11 protein-coding genes and 1 pseudogene are annotated in these 19,481 nt (G+C 71.0%); 4 read left to right on the top strand and 8 right to left on the bottom strand.

The window, feature by feature from the left end:
• Nucleotides 1–50 precede the first annotated feature (50 nt).
• On the bottom strand, nucleotides 51–5,132 hold the full coding sequence (locus ACFYP0_RS21840) for an NAD-glutamate dehydrogenase (protein ID WP_355501206.1): 5,082 nt from the start codon (nucleotides 5,130–5,132) through the stop codon (nucleotides 51–53).
• A 289-nt stretch (nucleotides 5,133–5,421) separates the two neighbouring features.
• On the opposite strand from ACFYP0_RS21840, the gene ACFYP0_RS21835 reads away from it, so the two are divergent.
• On the top strand, nucleotides 5,422–7,386 hold the full coding sequence (locus ACFYP0_RS21835; protein WP_355501203.1) for a penicillin-binding transpeptidase domain-containing protein: 1,965 nt from the start codon (nucleotides 5,422–5,424) through the stop codon (nucleotides 7,384–7,386).
• A gap of 425 nt (nucleotides 7,387–7,811) precedes the next feature.
• Here the strand turns inward: ACFYP0_RS21835 and ACFYP0_RS21830 are convergent.
• The 7 genes and pseudogenes from ACFYP0_RS21830 to ACFYP0_RS21800 form a co-directional block, all read right to left on the bottom strand.
• Nucleotides 7,812–9,084 (bottom strand): annotated as a pseudogene (locus ACFYP0_RS21830) (arginase family protein).
• A gap of 66 nt (nucleotides 9,085–9,150) precedes the next feature.
• A complete protein-coding gene (locus tag ACFYP0_RS21825) occupies nucleotides 9,151–10,074 on the bottom strand; it encodes a tetratricopeptide repeat protein (protein ID WP_124854281.1) in 924 nt (307 codons plus the stop codon).
• Nucleotides 10,075–10,253: 179 nt separating this feature from the next.
• Nucleotides 10,254–11,942: an acyl-CoA mutase large subunit family protein gene (locus ACFYP0_RS21820; protein WP_091405796.1), complete on the bottom strand. Its 1,689-nt coding sequence runs from the start codon at nucleotides 11,940–11,942 to the stop codon at nucleotides 10,254–10,256.
• A gap of 117 nt (nucleotides 11,943–12,059) precedes the next feature.
• Nucleotides 12,060–12,461 (bottom strand): Asp23/Gls24 family envelope stress response protein, encoded by a 402-nt coding sequence (locus tag ACFYP0_RS21815; RefSeq protein ID WP_356978376.1) that lies wholly within the window; start codon nucleotides 12,459–12,461, stop codon nucleotides 12,060–12,062.
• Between the two features lie 154 nt (nucleotides 12,462–12,615).
• Nucleotides 12,616–13,035 carry an Asp23/Gls24 family envelope stress response protein gene (locus ACFYP0_RS21810; RefSeq protein WP_356978378.1) on the bottom strand — a complete coding sequence of 140 codons (420 nt, stop codon included), beginning with the start codon at nucleotides 13,033–13,035 and terminating at the stop codon, nucleotides 12,616–12,618.
• Nucleotides 13,036–13,250: 215 nt separating this feature from the next.
• On the bottom strand, nucleotides 13,251–14,252 hold the full coding sequence (gene meaB, locus ACFYP0_RS21805) for a methylmalonyl Co-A mutase-associated GTPase MeaB (protein ID WP_356978380.1): 1,002 nt from the start codon (nucleotides 14,250–14,252) through the stop codon (nucleotides 13,251–13,253).
• A 55-nt stretch (nucleotides 14,253–14,307) separates the two neighbouring features.
• A complete protein-coding gene (locus ACFYP0_RS21800) occupies nucleotides 14,308–15,507 on the bottom strand; it encodes an acetyl-CoA C-acetyltransferase (RefSeq protein WP_386997375.1) in 1,200 nt (399 codons plus the stop codon).
• Nucleotides 15,508–15,568: 61 nt separating this feature from the next.
• Between ACFYP0_RS21800 and mce the strand changes: the two genes are divergently transcribed.
• The 3 genes from mce to ACFYP0_RS21785 all read left to right on the top strand — a co-directional run bounded on the left by mce (nucleotide 15,569) and on the right by ACFYP0_RS21785 (nucleotide 19,340).
• Complete coding sequence (gene mce, locus ACFYP0_RS21795; RefSeq protein WP_355501195.1) at nucleotides 15,569–16,045, top strand: methylmalonyl-CoA epimerase; 477 nt, start codon at nucleotides 15,569–15,571, stop codon at nucleotides 16,043–16,045.
• A gap of 340 nt (nucleotides 16,046–16,385) precedes the next feature.
• Nucleotides 16,386–17,741: a crotonyl-CoA carboxylase/reductase gene (gene ccrA / locus ACFYP0_RS21790; protein WP_355501282.1), complete on the top strand. Its 1,356-nt coding sequence runs from the start codon at nucleotides 16,386–16,388 to the stop codon at nucleotides 17,739–17,741.
• Nucleotides 17,742–18,074: 333 nt separating this feature from the next.
• Nucleotides 18,075–19,340, top strand: a complete 1,266-nt coding sequence (locus ACFYP0_RS21785; RefSeq protein WP_386997373.1) for a DivIVA domain-containing protein — start codon at nucleotides 18,075–18,077, stop codon at nucleotides 19,338–19,340.
• Nucleotides 19,341–19,481 lie beyond the last annotated feature (141 nt).

Genomic DNA, 19,481 nt, shown 5'->3' with positions numbered 1-19,481 from the left:
CGGCCGGTCGGGTCACCCCGACCGGCCGGACCGCGTCCGGCGTACCTGACTCAGGCGGCTGCGGAGGTCCGCACCAGGGTGCGGATCTGGCGCAGCAGCACCGACAGGGCGGCAAGGTCCGCCCGCGACTCGTCGAACTCACCCATGGCCCGCCGCGCCCGGTGGATCGAGGTGGCGTTCGACTGCTCCCACTGCTGCACCCGCTCGTGCGGCGGCAGGTCGCCCGGGGTGGAGTCGAGTACCTCCGCGGTGAGCGCGGCCAGCGCGGCGTACAGGTCGTACCGCAGCGCCATCCGGGCCAACGTCTGCCAGCGGTCCTCCCGCGGCAGCAGGGAGATCTTCGACAGCAGCGAGTCCACCCGGAACAGGTCGGACAGCACGAAGTAGACCGAGGCCACCTCGCTGACGTCCCGCCCACTGGCGTTCGCGGTCTCCACCACGTCCATCAGGCCGAAGCTGTACATCAGCCGGGTGGCCCGCTCGGCCAGCTCGCGGGGCAGCCCACGCTCGGTCATCGAGTCCATGTGCGCGGCGATGCCCTGGCGCTCGTTGCCGTAGAACAGCTCCTCCAGCCCCGGCAGCAGCCGGGTGACCCCGTCGCGCAGCCGGGCGATCTCGGCCGGCACGTCGATCGGCGAACGCCGGTTGGAGACCAGCCATCGCACCGCCCGGTCGAGCAGCCGACGGGTGTCCAGGTAGACGCTGGTCTGCAGCTCCGGCGCCACCTTGTTGTCCAGCGCCTCGACCGCGTCCCACAGGTCGCGCAGGCCGAACACCTCGCTGACCACCACGTACGCCCGGATCACGTCGGCCGCGCTGGCCGCCGTCTCCTCGACCACCCGGAAGATGAACGAGATGCCACCCCGGTTGATCGCCTCGTTGACCAGCACTGTGGTGACGATGTCCCGGCGCAGCCGGTGCCGGCCCATCCGGTCGGCGAACCGCTCACGCATCGGCGTCGGGAAGTAGTTGACCAGGACGTCGGTCGTCCACTCCTCGTCGGCCAACCCCTCGGTGAGGATCTCCCGCTCCAGGACGATCTTCACGTACGCGAGCAGCACGGCGAACTCCGGCGCGGTCAGCCCGGACTCGCTACGGACCGCCAGTTCCTCGTCCGGCGGCAGCGCCTCCAGCGCGCGGTCCAACCCGCCCGAACGCTCCAGCTCGTTGATCATCCGACGGTGCACCGGGAGCAGCGAGGCGGCCTGGGCCTGGGCGTTGTTGATCGCCCGAGCCTGGTCGTAGTTGTCCCGCAGCACCAGCTCCGCGACCTCGTTGGTCATCCCGGCCAGCAGCTCGTCCCGGTCGGCCATGGTCAACTCACCGTCGGCCACCGCCGTGTTGAGCAGGATCTTGATGTTCACCTCGTGGTCGGAGGTGTCCACCCCGGCCGCGTTGTCGATGAAGTCCGTGTAGATCCGGCCACCGGTCAACGCGTACTCGATCCGGCCGAGCTGGGTCCAGCCCAGGTTGCCGCCCTCGCCCGCCACCCGGCAGCGCAGGTTGCGCCCGTCCACCCGGATCGCGTCGTTGGACTTGTCGCCCACCTCGGCGTTGGTCTGGGTGGAGGCCTTGACGTAGGTGCCGATGCCGCCGTTCCAGAACAGGTCCACCGGGGCGGTGACGATCGCCTTCATCAGGTCCTGCGGTGACAACTGCGTGACGTCGTCGTCCAGGCCGATCGCCGCCCGGACCTGCGGCGTGATCGGGATGGACTTCGCGGTACGCGGGAAGATGCCGCCACCTGCCGAGATCAGCTCCGGGTTGTAGTCCTCCCAGGAGGAACGGGGCAGGTCGAACAGCCGTCGACGCTCCGTGTAGGAGGTGGCGGCCTCCGGCTCCGGGTCGAGGAAGATGTGCCGGTGGTCGAAGGCGGCCACCAGCCGGATGTGCTCGGAGAGCAGCATTCCGTTGCCGAACACGTCGCCGGACATGTCGCCGACACCGACCACTGTGAAGTCCTGGGTCTGGGTGTCCAGGCCCAGCTCACGGAAGTGCCGCTTGACCGACTCCCAGGCGCCCCGGGCGGTGATGCCCATCTTCTTGTGGTCGTAGCCGGCGGATCCGCCGGACGCGAACGCGTCGCCCATCCAGAAGTTGTGGTTCTTGGAGATCTCGTTGGCGATGTCGGAGAACGTCGCGGTGCCCTTGTCGGCCGCCACGACCAGGTACGGATCGTCGCCGTCGTGCCGGACCACGTCCTCGGGCGGCACGATCTGCCCGCTGACGATGTTGTCGGTGACGTCCAGCATCGCGCCGACGAACTCCTGGTAGCAGGCGACCGCCTCGTCCCGGTCGCCCGGCTTCTGCTTCAACACGAAGCCGCCCTTGGCGCCGACCGGCACGATCACGGTGTTCTTCACCATCTGCGCCTTGACCAGGCCCAGCACCTCGGTACGGAAATCCTCCCGACGGTCGGACCACCGCAACCCGCCCCGGGCCACCGGCCCGAACCGCAGGTGCACACCCTCGAAGCGCGGCGAGTAGACGAAGATCTCGAACTTCGGTCGCGGCGCGGGCAGGTCCGGAATGGCCTGCGGGTCGAGCTTGAACGCCACGAACGCCTTGGGCCGCCCGTCGGCGCGCTTCTGGTAGAAGCTGGTCCGCAGGGTCGCCTCGATCAGCGTCAGGTATGAGCGCAGGATCCGGTCCTGGTCGAGGCTCGCCACGTCGTCCAGCGCGCCCCGGATCGTCTCCACCAGCTCACCGCTGCGCTGCTGCCGCTGCTCGGTGCTCAACTCGCCCGGCGCGAACCGGGTCTCGAAGAGCTCCACCAGCAAGGCGGCGAGCTTCGGGTACGCGATGAAGGTCTGCTCCATGTAGTCCTGCGAGAAGACCGTGCCGGCCTGCCGCAGGTACTTCGCGTACGCCCGCAGCACCACCACCTGCCGCCAGGTCAGCCCGCCGCGCAGCACCAGCTCGTTGAACCGGTCCACCTCGGCCTCGCCGCGCCAGGCAGCCGCGAAGGCGTTCTCCACGTGCGGGCGCACCTCGGCCAGCTCGTGGTGCCCCTCGGGCAGCATGAGGCCGAAGTCGTACAGGTAGACCCGACCGTCGATCCGGTCCACCTCGTACGGGTGCTCGTCGACCACCCGTACGCCGAGCGAGTGCAGCACCGGCAGCACGGCGGAGAGCATCATCGGCTCGCCGTACCGGTAGACCTTGAACCGGACGTCCATCGCCTCGGCCAGGTCGGCTCCGGGTACCCGGGTGCCCGGCCGGGGTGCCAACTGCTTGCGGAACAGGTGCATCTCCAGCTGGCCGGGCTCCTCCAGCAGCTCCAGCTTCGCCAGATCCTTCATCGCCTCGTACGGCGTGTGCCCGTCCTTGTAGCCCTCCGGGAAAGCGTCGGCGTACCGGGTGAACAGGTGCTTGGCCTGCTCGTCGCCGAGCTTGCGCTCCAGCACCAACCGGTAGTCGTCGTCCCAGAGCCGGGTGGCGTCGGCCAACTCCTCGGCGAGCAGGTCGGCGTCGATGTCGCCGGGTGGCCGCGTCGGGTCGGTACGGACGATGAAGTGCACCCGAGCCAGCATCGACTCGGTGACCCGGGTGGTGTAGTCCACCCCGACACCGTTCAGCTCACGCAGCAGGATGTCCTGCATGCGCAGCCGGTTCTGGGTGGTGAACCGGTCCCGGGGCAGGTAGATCAGGCAGGAGATGAACCGCCCGTACGCGTCCCGCCGCAGGAAGACCCGCAGCTGCCGGCGGCCGGCCATCCGCAGCACGCCGACCACCGCGTGGTACAGGTCGTCGGTCTTGATCTGGAACAGCTCGTCGCGCGGGTAGGTCTCCAGGATCTGGATCAGATCCTTGCCCGAGTGGCTGCGCTGGCTCAGGCCGGAGCGGTCCAGCACCTCGGCCACCTTGCGGCGTACCACCGGCAGCTCGCGGACGCTGGTCCGGTAGGCGGCCGTCGAGAACAGGCCCAGGAAGCGCCGCTCGCCGATCACGTCACCGTCGGAGTTGAAGATCTTGAAGCCGATGTAGTCCAGGTACGCCGAGCGGTGCACGGTGGCCCGCGAGTTGGCCTTCGTGATGATCAGCAGGCGCTTCTCCAGCACCTTCTCGTGCGCCTCGGGTGTCATCGAGGACAGCGACCGCGCGTCCGGCGAATCGGAGCGCAGAATGCCCAGCCCGGTGCCGAGCACCGCCTCCAACGCCTTGCCGTCGACCGGGTCGGCGGCGTCGCCGCCGTCGGCGTCCACCAACCGGTACTCGCGGTAACCGAGGAAGGTGAAGTGGTCCTGGGCGAGCCAGCGCAGCAGCTCCACCGAGTCGGTGATGTCCTTTTCCGGCACCGGTGGGCGGTTGTCGGAGGTACGGGCGGACGCCAGCTCGTCGGCGAGCGCGAGGGCACGCTGACGCATCTTCGGCCAGTCCTCCACCGCCTCCCGCACGTCGGTGAGCACCCGCTGCAACTCGCGGCGCAACCGGTCCCGTTCGGCCGCGTCCCGGACCGGGTCGATCTCGATCCGCATCCAGCTCTCGATGATGTCGCCGCTGATCGCGTCGTCCGGTTCCACATCCGCGGAGACCTCGGTGAGCCGGCCCAGCGGCTCCCGCCGTACCACCACCAGCGGGTGCACCAGCAGGTGCACGTCCAGGTGGTACGAGTTGAGCAGCGCCGTCACCGAGTCGACCAGGAACGGCATGTCGTCCGTGACGATCTCGACGACCGTGTGGTGCTGGTCGGCGTGCGGTTCGTGGATCCGCAGCTTCAACTCGCCCGGCACCCGCTGCTGGGCGAGATCCCGGTGCGCCCGGGCCGCGTCGAGCATCTCTTCCGCCGTGAAGCCGACCAGCTCCTCGTCCGGGGCGAACCGCCAGAAACGGCCGACAAGTGTCGCCGCGTCGTGGTCGTCCCCGGCGAGCGCGACGGCCTGGGCCACCAGGCGCTCCGCGTTGGGGACGGGTTCGTCGAGCTCGGCGTCCTCCACGTCGTCGGCCAGCGCCTCGGCTGGCAGACCCAGATCGTAGATGGTGTCGATGCTCGACCCGGTCAGCCCGGTGACTCCCGTGTCGAGTCGGCCGTAGCCGTCCCCGTCGGTCGCCGAATCGAAGCTGTCATCGTCCCGGCCGGAGTCATCCTGCCGGAGGTCGGGTTCCGGTTTGATCGCCGGACGCCGGTCCATCGGTGCCACTCCCCTCGACCCACCGCGTTGTGGGTCACTCTGCCGCCCAGCCTAGGCCCTGCCGCTCTGCGCCTTCGTCGGCGGACCACTGGCCAGACGTCCGGATCGGGACTTTGTCCTTTCACCCGTTGCGGGTCCGAGGTTGGCCGGCTGCGGGATACCCCGCCACGCGATGTTCATCACACGGGTGCGGCCCGTCTTTGAGCGCGACCAAGCACCTGGGGGACGTTGGGGACGGCGTTCCCGTACTACCGTGCGAGGGCAGTCCGAGATCGGAAGGACCAGCTTCATGCCCTTGTCGTACCCCCGGCCCCACCGGCCGAACCCCGCCCGCCGGCTCGCCGCCGCCGTCACCACGGCGCTGCTCACGGCGGGTGTCCTGGTCGGTTGTTCCGGCGACGACGGGCCGCAGAGCACCGTCGACGCCTTCCTTGCGGGCTGGCGCAGCGGTGACCTCCAGGCGGTCGGTCTGATCGACCCGCTCGGCTCGAAACTGCCGTCGGCCGACGTGGCGCGCGAGATCAAGGACCTCTCCGGTGAGCTGGCGGCCACCCCGCCCAAGCTGACGCGTCGCGGCGAGCCGAAGATCACGAAGGACATCGCCACCACGACCGTCCAGGTGGAGTGGGCCCTGCCCGGTCAGACCCGCTGGGCGTACGACCGGGAGGTGCGGCTCGCCCACGGCGACGACGACCAGTGGCAGGTGATCTGGGAGCCGAAGGTGGTGCACGAGCAGCTCACCAAGGGCGACCGGTTGGCGCTGCGGCGCGACCCCGGTGCCCGCGCCGCCGTGCTGGACAACACCGGAAAGCCGCTGGTGACCCCCCGCCCGGTGGTCCGGGTGGGCGTGCAGCCCAACGCCGTCACCGACCTCAAGAAGCTCGTCAAGGACCTCGACGCGGCGTTCAAGGCCATCCGCCCGGCGCTGGTCCCCGGCGTCGACCTGGCCGACCTGCCCGACCGGGTGGCCAAGGCCGAGCCGGGCGCATTCGTCGAGGTGGTGTCGCTCCGCGAGGAGGCGTACCTGCAGATCAAGCCCCGGATCTACGACCTGCCCGGCACCAAGTTCATCACCGACAAGCTCGACCTGGCGCCCACCCGCGAGTTCGCCCGTGCGCTGCTCGGCACTGTCGACCAGGCGCAGGCCGACGACCTCGCCGCGCACCCCGACCGGTACGTCGTCGGCGATCTGGTCGGGCACGGCGGGCTACAGGGCCGCTACGACGAACGACTGCGCGGCGGCCCCGGGCTGACCGTGGTGGTCGAGCGTCCGGCCGAGGGCGGCAAACTCGAACCCACCGGCGCCGAGCTGTTCCGCCGGGAGCCGCAGCCCGGGCAGGCGCTGAAGACCACGCTGGACGTCGCCGTCCAGAACGCGGCCGACGGGGCACTGCGCGCCGAGCCGCGCCGATCCGCCCTGGTGGCGATCCGGATCAGCGACGGCGCCGTGCTCGCCGCCGCGAACGGCCCCGGTCCGGCCGGGGAGAATCTGGCCTTCGACGCCCAGGTTCCTCCGGGCTCCACGTTCAAGATGGTCAGCACGCTGGGCCTGCTGGACCGGGGCGCGGTCACGCTGGACGGGCCGGTGGACTGCAAGAAGACCTTCACCGTGGACGGCCGGTCCTTCAAGAATTCGGACAACTTCGAGCTCGGCTCGGTGCCGTTCCGCACCGACTTCGCCAAGTCCTGCAACACGGCGTTCGCCGCGCTGGCCCCGAAGCTCGGCGGCGACGGGCTGGCCGCCGCCGGTCGCTCGCTGGGCCTGGAGGGTCAGTGGGACCTCGGCACGGACGCCTTCACCGGCAAGGTCTCGACGGGCGGCAGCCTGGCCGAGCAGGCCGCCGCGTCGTTCGGGCAGGGCACCACGCTGGTCAGCCCGCTCGCCATGGCCGGCGCCACCGCCGCCGTCGCCCGCGGCCGCTTCGAGCAACCGAAGCTGCTGATCGACCCGGCGCCGGCCAAGCCGGCGCCGGCAGGCGAGCAGCTCAAGCCAGAGTCCGTCAAGGCGCTGCGCACGATGATGCGCGAGGTGGTCACCGCCGGCACCGGCAGCGCGCTCAAGGATGTGCCGGGCGAGGTGTACGGCAAGACCGGCACCGCCGAGTACGACGACAACCCGGCGCACACCCACGCCTGGTTCGTCGGCTGGCGGGGCGACGTGGCGTTCGCCGTCTTCGTGGAGAAGGGCGGGGCCAGCACCGCCTCGGCCGTCCCGATGGCCGAGCGCTTCCTCCGCGCCCTCCCGACCCCCTGACCCCACCACCCGGGGCCTACCAGGCGCCGGGCCACCGCCCTGAGGCCACTGCCCCGGGGCCAACGCCCCGGCGTACGGCCCTCGCCCGGGGGGCAACGCCCGGCGCCCGGCCTTGATCCACTCGGTTTCGCTGAAACTGCGGTGTCCGAGCCACTCGGACACCCCGGATTCACTGAAACCGAGTCGATCAAGGCTAGGGGGCCGAAGACCGGGTCAGGCGGTGTCGGCTTCGTGCCTTTCCGGCGGGTTCTGGGTCGACGGGGCGGTGCGTCGCAGGAGACCTGGGCCGGCCGACGCCGGCGGGCCGACCGGTTCACGTTCGACCAGGGGCGCGACACTGGCCGCGACGCCCGATGGCCCGGAGTGGGCCCGTCCGCCCGTGCCAAGTGATTCCCTCTCGGCCGGGACGTCGTTCGGCACCACGCTCACCGACGGACCGACGCCGGGTGCGCCGACACCGGCCGGCCCGAGAGCCGCAGGCCCGAGCCCGGCAGGCCCGACGCCGGCAGACCCGAGCCCAGCAGGCCCGACATCGGCCGGGTCGATGTCAGCAGGGTCGATGTCAGCAGGGTCGACGTCAGCGGGGAATTCAAGACTCGCAACCTGCTCAGCACCGTCGAGCCCGTCAAGCCCAACCAGCCCGTCGAGCCGCTCGGCACGGTTGGGACGCTCGGCACGGTCGAGCCGCTCGAAGCGATCGGTGGTGGCGGTGGCGCCCCGGCCGTTGCCGCGCCGCGGGGAGGGCGCGGGCCGGGCCGACAGCAGTCGGGGGGGCACGGCTTCCGGGGCGGTCACCGGTGCCAGACCGGCGACCACTGTGTTGACGATCTCGGCCGCGTACGAGCCGTCCGGGTCGTAGTCGGGGTCGAAGACGGTCAGCTCCACGCCGAGGCAGTGCGGGGTGTCGACCAGGCCGGCGAGCAGGATCTCCAGCTCGGCGAAGGCGATTCCACCCGGGTCGGGGGCGTCCACGGCGGGCATCACCGCCGGGTCGAGCACGTCCACGTCGATGTGCACCCAGTAGCCCGCGCAGTCGGCGAGTTGCTCGTGCGCCCACTGGGCCGTCCGGGCGGCGCCTTCGGCACGCAGCGCCGGCACCGGTCGGGTGGTGATCCCGGCGGCCTGGAGGTCGAGCCGGTATTCGTCCTGGGCGCGGATGCCGAGCACCACCACGTCGATGTCGCGGAAGTAGGGCCGGCGGCCCTCCAGCGCGGCCAGGTCGGCCTGCCCTCGCCCAGTGACCAGGGCCAGGTCCTCACCGGCGGCCGCGCCGACGTAGGAGGCGTTGCCGGGGTGCCGGAAGTCGGAGTGCCCGTCGACGAAGACCAGCCCGATCCGCCCGCCGACGGCCTCACCGAGGCGGTGCATGGCCAGGGCCGAGCCGAGGAGCACGGAGCAGTCGCCGCCGAGCACCACCGGGAACTCACCCCGGTCGATGATCGAGCCGATGCGTTCGGCGAGGGCCAACGAGTAGTCGGCGATCTCCCGGGCGTGGCACACCCCGTCGCCGGGCCGCCAGTCGCCCGGGTCGTACCGGGCGGGGGTGACGCATCCGGCGTCGCGGGCGCGGAGCCGGGCCAGCAGGTCGTGGTCGCGCAGCGCCCCGGGCGCCTTGGCGCAACCCGGGACCGACGTGGGCGTCGGCGGCCGTAGACCGAGATTCGTCGGCGCGTCGAGGACGGCGATCCGGCGCATCATGAGCTCCCGTCCTCGGTGGTCGGGCGGGCCGGCCGGAACGCCGGCCCGCGCTGGCGTGCTACGAACTCAGAACAGGGCGCTGGCCAGGGCCCGACGCGCCGACGCGACCGCCGGGTCGTCCGGGCCGGCGATGGAGAAGAGCGAGACCAGGTGCTGGCGAACCGTCTCACGGTCCTCACCGGCGGTGCGCCGGACCAGACCGACGAGCCGGGCGTACGCCTGCTCGGCCAGGCCGCTGAGCACCTCGATGTCGGCGGCCAGCAGTTGGGCGGCGACGTCGTCGGGGGCGCTCTCGGCGGCGGCCAGCGCGGCGGACGGGTCGGCACCGGCCACCCGGCGGGCCACCCCGACCTGGGCCAGCCCCGCCGTGGCCGCGGCGTCCGCCGGGGCGTCGGCGAGGATCTTCCGGTACGCCTGCTCGGCGGCGTCCAGGTCGCCGCTCATCAGCGCGTCGTCCGCCTCGTCGAGGCGGGGGTCCTCCGGCTCGGCGACGGTCACGCCACCGGCCTTGAGTACGGCCTGGAGCCACTGCCGCAGCTGCGCCTCGGGAACCACTCCGGAGAAGGCGTCGACCGGCTGGCCGCCGACGACCGCGTAGACCATGGGGATGCCCTGCACCCGGAACATCTGGGCGATTCGGGGATTTTCCTGCACGTCGACCCGGGCCAGCACCCAGGTGCCGCCGCCCTCGGCGTTCAGCCGCTCCAGGACCGGGGCGAACTCGTCGCTCTCCGGGAAGCCGGCCGCACCGAAGAACACGACGACGGGCGTGGCCATCGAGCGTTCGAGCACGTCGGACTGGATGGTCGCCTCGGTGACGTCCACGATGGCGGTGTCACCGCCGGCTGTGGGCGCGCCGGGGGCGCCGTTGGACGGGCCGCCCTGCGGGGGCGTGCCGGGGCGGGTACTTGCTGGTGCGGGGCCACGCAGCGTGCTGAGGTCGACCGCGCCGCGGGTGAAGATCGACGAGGTGATCCGTGGGTCGCTCATGGTTACCTAGTCTCGCACGTGAGCCCCCGATCTCAGCTCACCCGCAACCCCGACGTTGCAACTCTCACGCCCCGCCCCCACCCCCCGCGATCTTGCACATTCTGTCGCCGGTACGCCGCATTTATGCCTTATGTCGGCGCAGAAACTGCAAGATCGCGGAGGGGTGGGGGTTGGGGGGGTTAGAAGCGGGCCGGCTCTCGGTAGGTGCCCCACTCGGCGCGCAGGGCGTCGCAGATCTCGCCCAGGGTCGCCTCGGCGCGGACCGCGTCGAGCATGGCGGGGATCATGTTCTCGTCGGTACGGCTCGCCTCGATCATCCGGGTCACCGCCGCGCGGACCGCTGACTCGTCCCGCGCACTCTTGCGCTCGGCGAGCACCCGGCGCTGCTCCAGCTCCACCTCGTGCGAGATGCGCAGGATCTCCAGCTCCTTGGCGACCGTGCCGGTGTGGCAGTTGACCCCGACGATCTTCTTGTCGCCCTTTTCGAGGGCCTGCTGGTAGACGAAGGCCGACTCGGCGATGTGCCCGGTGAACCAGCCGTCCTCGATGCCGCGCAGGATGCCCGAGGTCATCGGGCCGATCTGGTGTGGCCCGTCCCCGCCGAGCTGCCGGATCCGGGCGAAGATCTCCTCCGCCTCGGCCTCGATCTTGTCGGTCAACGCCTCGACGTACCAGGAGCCGCCGAGCGGGTCGGCCACGTTGACCACACCGGTCTCCTCCATCAACACCTGCTGGGTACGCAGGGCGATCTCGGCCGACTCGTCGGTGGGCAGCGCCAGCGTCTCGTCCAGCGCGTTGGTGTGCAGCGAGTTCGTGCCGCCGAGCACCGCCGCGAGAGCCTCGACGGCGGTGCGTACGACGTTGTTGACCGGCTGCTGTGCGGTCAGCGACACCCCGGCGGTCTGGGTGTGGAACCGCAGCCACAGGGCCTTCTCGCTGGTAGCGCCGTAGACGTCACGCAGCCAACGGGCCCAGATCCGACGGGCGGCGCGGAACTTGGCGATCTCTTCGAAGAAGTCGAGGTGCGAGTCGAAGAAGAAGCTCAGCCCCGGCGCGAAGACGTTCACGTCCAGCCCACGCGACAGGCCCAGCTCGACGTAGCCGAAGCCGTCCGCCAGGGTGTACGCCAACTCCTGCGCGGCGGTCGAGCCGGCCTCACGGATGTGGTAGCCGGAGACCGACAGCGGCTTGTAGCGCGGAATCTCCCGGGCGCAGTACTCCATCAGGTCGCCGATCAGGCGCAGGTGCGGCTCCGGGTCGAAGAGCCACTCCTTCTGCGCGATGTACTCCTTGAAGATGTCGGTCTGCAGGGTGCCGTCCAGCTTGGACAGGTCGGCGCCCTGCCGCTCCGCGGCGACCAGGTACATGCAGAACACCGGCACGGCCGGACCGGAGATGGTCATCGAGGTGGTCACGCCGGCCAGGTCGATGCCGTCGAAGAGTGCCTGCATGTCGGTGGCGGTGTCGATGGCCACGCCGCAGTGGCCGACCTCGCCGAGCGCCTGCGGGTCGTCCGAGTCGCGGCCCATCAGCGTCGGCATGTCGAACGCCACCGAGAGCCCGCCGCCGCCGGCGCCGAGGATCATCTTGTAGCGCTCGTTGGTCTGCTGGGCGTTGCCGAAGCCGGCGAACTGCCGGATCGTCCAGGTCCGACCGCGGTAACCGGTGGGATACAAGCCCCGGGTGTACGGATACTCGCCCGGCCAGCCGATCCGTTCGAAGCCCGGATAGGTGGCGCCCTCCGGCGGCCCGTACACCGGCTCCACCGGCATCCCGGAGAGCGTGGTGAAGTCCGCGTCCCGCTTGCGCGCGGCGTCGTACCGGGCCTGCCAGCGCGCCCGTCCGGCGTCGATCTCGTCGGCGTCCATGAGCAGGGCTCCTCCTCGGGTCCTCGACTGCACGTCGAGTGTAAGGCCCCCACCTGAACGATCGCTAAGTCAGGCCGTACCGGCGAGTAACGTGCGACCTGGACGCCCGGCTGCGCGCTACAGGGTCGGCCCACCCATCGCCACGTCGTCGACCCGGATGTTGACCTCGTCGACCCGCAGCCCGTACGCCTCGACCGTCTCCGTCACCCGGGCGCGTACCTCACTGGTGATCTCCGGTACCGGACGACCCGCCTCGATCACCAACACCAGGTTGACCACGGCGGCGTCCCCGGTCACGTGGGCCGAGCAACCCCGCCGCGCGTCACCCACCTGGTCCAGCCCGACCCGGTCGAGAACCGCGTTGAAGAACCGGGCGACGTCCCCGCCCAGGTCGGCAACGCCGGGCACCGCGCGGGCCGCCGCGACGGCGATCTTCTCGATCACCTCGTCGGCGACCTGCGTCGTCCCGCCGGCCGGCACCGACGCCCGGGTCAGCTCCCGCGTTGCTTCCAGGTCCACAGTTGCTCCCTGCTCCTCGCACCACCGCGTCTGGGCACGTCCGGCCCCGGTGAAGTCGGGGCGGTGCGAGCCTACTGGGACGATGCGTCCCGGGATGTTCCTGGCGGACGGCAAACGGGCGGTCCGGCAGCCGTCAGGCCGTCGCAGCTACGCCTCAGGCTCCCGCTGCCGCCCCCGGCGGGTTCAGCTCGATGTCGTCCACAGTGACGTTGACCTGGGTGACCGTCAGGCCGTACTTCTCCACCGCCTCGATCACCGCGGCCCGCACCGCCTCGGTCACGTCGGCCACGACGTGGCCGGCGTCGATCACCAGGACCACGTTGATGACGGCCGAGCTGCCATTCACGTCGGCCGACACGCCCCGCCGAGCGTCGCCCACCTCGTCCAGGCCGATCTTGTCCAGCACGCTGTTGAAGAACCGGGAAACATCACCGCCGAGATCGGCGACACCGGGCACGGCACGAGCGGCCGTACCGGCGATCTTCTCGACGACCTCGTCGGAAACCGACGTGACACCCCGGGCCGCGCCCGTCGCGGGCTGCACTGCGCCGGCGTTCTCCACCGCGTCCGTCATGATCACATCTCCCTGGTCCCGGTGCACTGTGGACCGACCGGCTCGTCAGCCCGCTCCGCGGAAGCCCCGCTTGTGGCCACGCGCGGCGAGCCTACTAAAACCAGAGCGACCTTCGCTTGCGGGCGTGAGGCGCGCACGAGCGACGGCGCCGGTCCGCACCGGACAGTGCCGATCGGGTTCCTCCAGGTGGACGCGCCGGCCGGCGGGTCGCCGGGTCAGCGCGCGAGCTGGGCGAGCAACTCGTCCGCCGCCGTGTACGGGTCGGTCGCGCCCCCGGCAACCTTGGTGGCGAGCGTGGCCAACTCCGTACCGTCGCGCAGTGAGCCGATCCGGGCGCGGAGGGCGCCGAGGGCGATCGCCTCGATCTCGGCGGCGGCCCGCGTCTCCTGGCGGCGGCGCAGCTCGCCGTGCTCGACCAGCCAGCCCCGGTGCTTGTCGATGGCGGCGGCGATGTCGTCGATGCCCTCACCCCGGGCGGCGACCGACCGGACCACCTGGGGCCGCCACTGCCCCGGCCCGCGCTCACCGAGCGCGATCATGCCCTGGATGTCACGGACGGTGGCGTCGACGCCGTCCCGGTCCGCCTTGTTGACCACGAACACGTCGGCGATCTCCAGGATGCCGGCCTTGACCGCCTGGATCGCGTCGCCCATCCCGGGTGCGAGCAGCACCAGCGTCGTGTCGGCGAGCGAGGCGACCTCCACCTCGGCCTGCCCGACGCCGACCGTCTCGACCAGCACCACGTCGCAGCCGGCGCCCTCCAGCACCCGGACCGCCTGCGGCGTGGCCGCGGCCAGCCCGCCGAGGTGCCCCCGGCTGGACATCGACCGGATGTAGACGCCCGGATCGGTGGCGTGGTCCTGCATCCGCACCCGGTCACCGAGGATCGCTCCACCGGTGAACGGGCTGGACGGGTCGACCGCCAGCACGCCCACCCGGTGCCCGCGCGCCCGCAGCGCGCGGACCAGCTCGTTCGTGGTGGTCGACTTGCCCACCCCGGGTGAACCGGTCAGCCCGACCACCTGGGCCTGCCCGGCGTACGGCGCCAGCGCCGCGGCGATCTCCGGCAACAGCGCGTCACCGTTCTCCACCAACGTGATCAGGCGAGCCACCGCGCGGGGGTCGCCCGTGCGGGCCCGCTCGACCAGCAGCGGTACGTCCCGGCTGCGGCGCACCGACGTGGTGCCCGCTGCCGGGACGTGCTCAGCCTCGCTCACTGCGCCATCCCTGTTCGCGACTGCGGGGCTCGCAGGACCGGCTCACTCCTCGCGCTCACTGGTCCGTCTCGGCCTTGCCCGGCACGTGGATGATCAGCGCGTCGCCCTGGCCACCGCCGCCACACAGCGCGGCCGCCCCGGTGCCACCGCCGCGCCGCTTCAGCTCCAGGGCGAGGGTGATTACGAGACGCGCGCCGGACATGCCGATCGGGTGCCCCAGCGCGATCGCGCCGCCGTTGACGTTGACCTTGTCCGGGCTGATCCCGAGGTCCCGGGTGGACTGGACACCGACCTGCGCGAACGCCTCATTGATCTCGATGAGGTCCAGGTCCGCAACGCTCAGGCCACCCTTCTTCAGGGCGTGGTTGATGGCGTTGGACGGCTGCGAGTGCAGGGAGTTGTCCGGGCCCGCCACGTTGCCGTGCGCACCGATCTCGGCCAGCCAGGTCAGCCCCAGCTCCTTCGCCTTGGCCTTGCTCATCACGAGCACGGCGGCGGCACCGTCGGAGATCGGCGACGAGCTGCCGGCGGTGATGGTGCCGTCCTTGGCGAAGGCGGGGCGCAGCTTGGCCAGCGACTCGGCGGTGGTGTCCGGGCGGATGCCCTCGTCCTCGGTGATCACCAGCGGGTCACCCTTGCGTTGCGGGATGACCACCGGGGCGATCTCGTCGGCGAAGTGGCCGTTCTTCTGCGCGGCGGCGGCCCGCTGGTGGCTGGCGGCGGCGAAGGCGTCCTGCTCCGCGCGGGAGATGCCGTGCCTGGTGCCGAGCCGCTCGGTCGACTCGCCCATCGAGCAGCAGTCCCAGGCGTCGCTGAGCCCGTCGTGTGCCATGTGGTCCTTGACCACCACGTCGCCGTACTTGTAGCCGGTGCGCTGGCCCATCAGCAGGTGCGGGGCGTTGGTCATCGACTCCATGCCGCCGGCCACCACGATGTCGAACTCGCCGGCCCGGATCAGCTGGTCGGCAAGGGCGATCGCGTCCAGGCCGGAGAGGCAGACCTTGTTGATGGTCAGCGCCGGCACGGACATCGGCACGCCGGCCTCGACCGCCGCCTGCCGAGCCGGGATCTGACCGGTGCCGGCCTGCAACACCTGGCCCATGATCACGTACTGGACCTGGTCCGGGCTGACGCCGGCACGCTCCAGCGCCGCCTTGATGGCGATCCCGCCGAGCTTCGTGGCCGGGAGGTCCTTGAGGTTGCCCAGCAGCCGGCCCATCGGGGTCCGCGCGCCGCTGACGATCACCGAAGCCATGCCTGCCTCCGAAGGGGTGCCGAGCTGTACGCCTTAACGATTGTTCGGCCAGACTAGCGCCATGGCAGAGAACTCCCCCGTCGAGCCCGGTGCGGACTACGTCACAGACATCGGGCTTCGCAAGATTGACCACGTCGGGATCGCCGTGGCCGACCTGGACGCCGCGATCGACTTCTACCAGCGGACGTTCGGGATGCGCTGCGTACACGTGGAGACCAACACCGAGCAGGGCGTACGGGAAGCGATGCTGGCCGTCGGACCGACCACGGAGGGTGGCTGCGTGCAGCTGCTCGCCCCGCTCACCCCCGAGTCGACGATCGCGAAGTTCCTGGACCGCAACGGGCCGGGCGTGCAGCAGGTCGCGTACACCGTGGTGGACATCGACGCGGCCTGCGCGGCGCTACGCGAGCGCGGCATGCGCCTGCTCTACGACGCCCCGAGGCGTGGTACCGCGGACAGCCGGATCAACTTCGTCCACCCCAAGGACGCCGGTGGCGTCCTCGTCGAACTGGTCCAACCCGCCCCCACCTCCCACTGACCCCCCGCCCCCACCCCTACCCCTTGTTGATCAAGAGGTTTGCGTCATCCTGCGCCGCACGGATGACCGAAAGCTCTTGATCAACGAGGGGTGCGGCCGTTGGAGGCCGGGTGCGCGCACGTCAGTGCGCGGTTGGCGGGGTGGTTGGACACCTTCACGCATCGGTGGATGCAGTTTTTCACAGAGGACTTCCCGCCCTAGCTACCGTTCAGTAACGTCCGGCCCCACAGGAGCGCGACCGGTGCCGGATGTGTCGAATGCCGACATGGCGGTCGTGCCCACCGGCGCCGACGATGGCAGCACCCAGGCCCGTGCGGGTGCGGATGAACCGGAGGTCACCGTGCAGGACATCCTCGAAGCGATCATGGCGGCGGAGGAATCGAACGATCCGGACCGCGAACTCGCCGGCCTCGCCAGGCTGCCCGTACCGGAGAGCTACCGGGGCGTGGTGGTCCGCGCCGAGGAGGCCCGGATGTTCGACGGCATGGCCACCCGGGACAAGGACCCGCGCAAGGCCCTGCACGTGCAGGAGGTGCCGACGCCGGAGCTGGCGCCGGGCGAGGCACTGATCGCGGTGATGGCCAGCGCGATCAACTACAACACCGTGTGGACCAGCATCTTCGAGCCGGTGTCCACCTTCAAGTTCCTCCAGCGCTACGGCCGGCTCTCCGAGCTGACCCGCCGGCACGACCTGCCGTACCACGTGGTCGGCTCGGACGCGGCGGGCGTGGTGCTGCGCACCGGCCCCGGGGTGACCCGCTGGGCGCCCGGCGACGAGGTGGTCGCGCACTGCCTCTCCGTCGAGCTGGAGGACGCGGCCGGGCACGACGACACCATGCTCGACCCGCAACAGCGGATCTGGGGCTTCGAGACCAACTTCGGCGGGCTGGCCGAGCTGGCGGTGGTCAAGGCCAACCAGCTGATGCCCAAGCCGCGGCACCTGAGCTGGGAGGAGGCGGCCAGTCCCGGGCTGGTCAACTCCACCGCGTACCGGCAGCTCGTCTCGCACCACGGCGCCAACATGAAGCAGGGTGACGTCGTGCTGATCTGGGGCGCCTCCGGCGGCCTCGGCGGGTACGCCACCCAGATGGCGCTCAACGGCGGCGCGATCCCGGTCTGCGTGGTCTCCTCTCCGGAGAAGGCCGAGCTGTGCCGCAGGATGGGCGCGGATCTGGTCATCGACCGGGCTGCGGAGGGCTTCCGCTTCTGGAAGGACGAGGAAACCCAGGACCCGGACGAGTGGAAGCGCCTGGGTGAGCGAATCCGCGAGCTGACCGGCGGCGAGGACCCGGACATCGTGTTCGAGCACCCGGGTCGGGAGACGTTCGGTGCCAGCGTCTACGTGGCCCGGCGCGGTGGGACCATCGTCACCTGCGCCTCCACGAGCGGCTTCCAGCACCAGTACGACAACCGCTACCTGTGGATGCACCTCAAGCGGATCGTGGGCAGCCACTTCGCCAACTACCACGAGGCGTGGCAGGCCAACCGCCTGGTCGCTCTCGGCAAGGTGCACCCGACGGTGTCCCGCACCTACCCGCTGGAGCAGACCGGCCAGGCCGCGTACGAGGTGCACCGCAACGCCCACCAGGGCAAGGTCGGCGTGCGCTGCCTCGCACCGACCGACGGGCTGGGCGTACGTGACGGGGAGTTTCGGGCCCGGCACGAGGACGCGATCAACCGGTTCCGGGGTCACTGACCGGCACCGCCGGCCCTCGGAGGCACCGACCGGCGTCCGGAGCGCCGAGGCGGGTTCCGGCCGGACGGTGGAACGCCGGATGACCATTGCGCTGATCGCTCATTGTTCTTCCGCCCCCATTAGCGGATAAGCCACCCGGATCGAACAAAGGGCCTCGGGGTAACCCCGGGGCCCTTTTCCGTGTCACGCTGCGTGGCGTCCCACCCGCCGGGACCTGCCAAGATCGCCGATTGGTCCATCCTGGCCGATCGCGGGAGTTGACCATGTAAAGAGGGCACGAAAGCTGCGCACCGCTCTTGCGAAGCACCCTGGGGCGTCTGCCAGTATGTCCCAATGCCCCAGCAGCAGTCCTCCCCTCTCGCGTTCTTCGATAACGCGAACTCGCAGCCAGATTTCACCGTTGGCCTGCGCGGATACAACACTCATCAGGTCGACGACTTCCTCGGCCGGATGACCGCCGCGCTGACCCAGTCCGAGCAGGCCCGTGCCGAGGCCGAGCAGCGGATGAACGACGCCCAGCGTCGGCTCCGCCAGGCCGAGCAGCGCATGAGTGCGCTGGAGCAGAAGCTCACCGACACGAACAAGCAGCTCGAAGAGAACAGCCGGCCCACCCTGTCCGGGCTCGGCACGCGCGTTGAGCAGATCCTCCGGCTCGCCGAGGAGCAGGCCAACGACCACCGCAACGAGGCCAAGCGCGAGTCGGAGGGCATCCTCTCCGCCGCCCGCCTCGAGGCTCGCGAGATCACCGACAAGGCCCGCGCCGAGGCTGCCGCCATGAAGGCGAGCGCCGAGCGCGAGGCGGGCAACCTGCGGACGGCCGCCGAGCGCGAGGCCGCCGAGGTCCGGGTGCAGGCACGCCGCGAGGCCGACACGTTGCGCGCCGACGCCGACCGGGAGACCAAGCAGCTGCGTACGGTCACCGCGCACGAGGTGGCCGAGCTGAAGTCGACCGTCGAGCGGGAGGTCGCCACCCTGCGGGCCACCGCCGAGCGGGAGATCACCCAGCAGCGGGCGAAGGCCGCCCGCGAGGCTGAGGAGAAGCGCGCCGAGGCGACCAAGCTGCTCACCGATGCGCGGGACAAGCGCGACAAGGACCTTCAGGCCCTGGAGCTCCAGCTGGCCGAGCGGCGGGAGAAGGCCGAGCGCGAGGAGTCCGAGCGGCACGCCGCCCAGGTCGCGCAGACCCAGAAGTTGGTCAGCGAGGCCGAGCAGCGTGCCCGGGCCGCACAGGAGCGGGCCAAGGAGATCGAGCAGCGCGCCGAGGCGCGGCGGGTCGAGTCGGAGCGCAACGCCGCCGAGACGGTCGACAAGGCCAAGGCCCACTCGGAGAAGACCCTCAACGAGGCGAAGGCCGAGTCGCAGCGCCTGCTCACCGAGGCTCGCACCGAGGCGGAGCTGACCACGCAGGCCGCCCGCCGCGAGGTCGAGGACCTCACCCGGCAGAAGGACGCTGTCACGTCGCAGCTGGGTCAGATGCTCTCCGGCCTCGCCGGCATCGTTCCGGGAATGCCGGCGCAGGCCGCTCCGGCTGCCAAGCCGGAAGCAGCAAAGAAGACCGAGGGCGGTCAGGAGCGGGTGCCCGCGGAGACCGCCGGCTGACGCGAGGCGTCAGGTCGGGGCATCGACGGCGCGAGGTGACACCGGGTAACCGGTGCCGCCTCGCGCCGTATGCGTTTCCTAACCCCTGGTGTTCGCTGACCGCAACGGAGTGAAGTAGCTCCCACAAGGCCCGTCCGTATC

Origin of the sequence: Micromonospora arida (genome assembly GCF_042873195.1) — a bacterium.
Classification (GTDB): Bacteria; Actinomycetota; Actinomycetes; order Mycobacteriales; family Micromonosporaceae; genus Micromonospora; species Micromonospora arida.
The sequence above is the reverse complement of the archived record's forward strand: the minus strand, read 5'-3'. Positions and strand labels throughout refer to the sequence as shown.

What these genes read in the sequence shown, in the direction of transcription:
- ACFYP0_RS21840 (WP_355501206.1), bottom strand. Translation starts at nt 5,132, where the DNA reads ATGGACCGGCGTCCGGCGATCAAACCGGAACCCGACCTCCGGCAGGAT.
- ACFYP0_RS21835 (WP_355501203.1), top strand. Translation starts at nt 5,422, where the DNA reads ATGCCCTTGTCGTACCCCCGGCCCCACCGGCCGAACCCCGCCCGCCGG.
- ACFYP0_RS21825 (WP_124854281.1), bottom strand. Translation starts at nt 10,074, where the DNA reads ATGAGCGACCCACGGATCACCTCGTCGATCTTCACCCGCGGCGCGGTC.
- ACFYP0_RS21820 (WP_091405796.1), bottom strand. Translation starts at nt 11,942, where the DNA reads ATGGACGCCGACGAGATCGACGCCGGACGGGCGCGCTGGCAGGCCCGG.
- ACFYP0_RS21810 (WP_356978378.1), bottom strand. Translation starts at nt 13,035, where the DNA reads ATGACGGACGCGGTGGAGAACGCCGGCGCAGTGCAGCCCGCGACGGGC.
- ACFYP0_RS21800 (WP_386997375.1), bottom strand. Translation starts at nt 15,507, where the DNA reads ATGGCTTCGGTGATCGTCAGCGGCGCGCGGACCCCGATGGGCCGGCTG.
- mce (WP_355501195.1), top strand. Translation starts at nt 15,569, where the DNA reads ATGGCAGAGAACTCCCCCGTCGAGCCCGGTGCGGACTACGTCACAGAC.
- ACFYP0_RS21785 (WP_386997373.1), top strand. Translation starts at nt 18,075, where the DNA reads ATGCCCCAGCAGCAGTCCTCCCCTCTCGCGTTCTTCGATAACGCGAAC.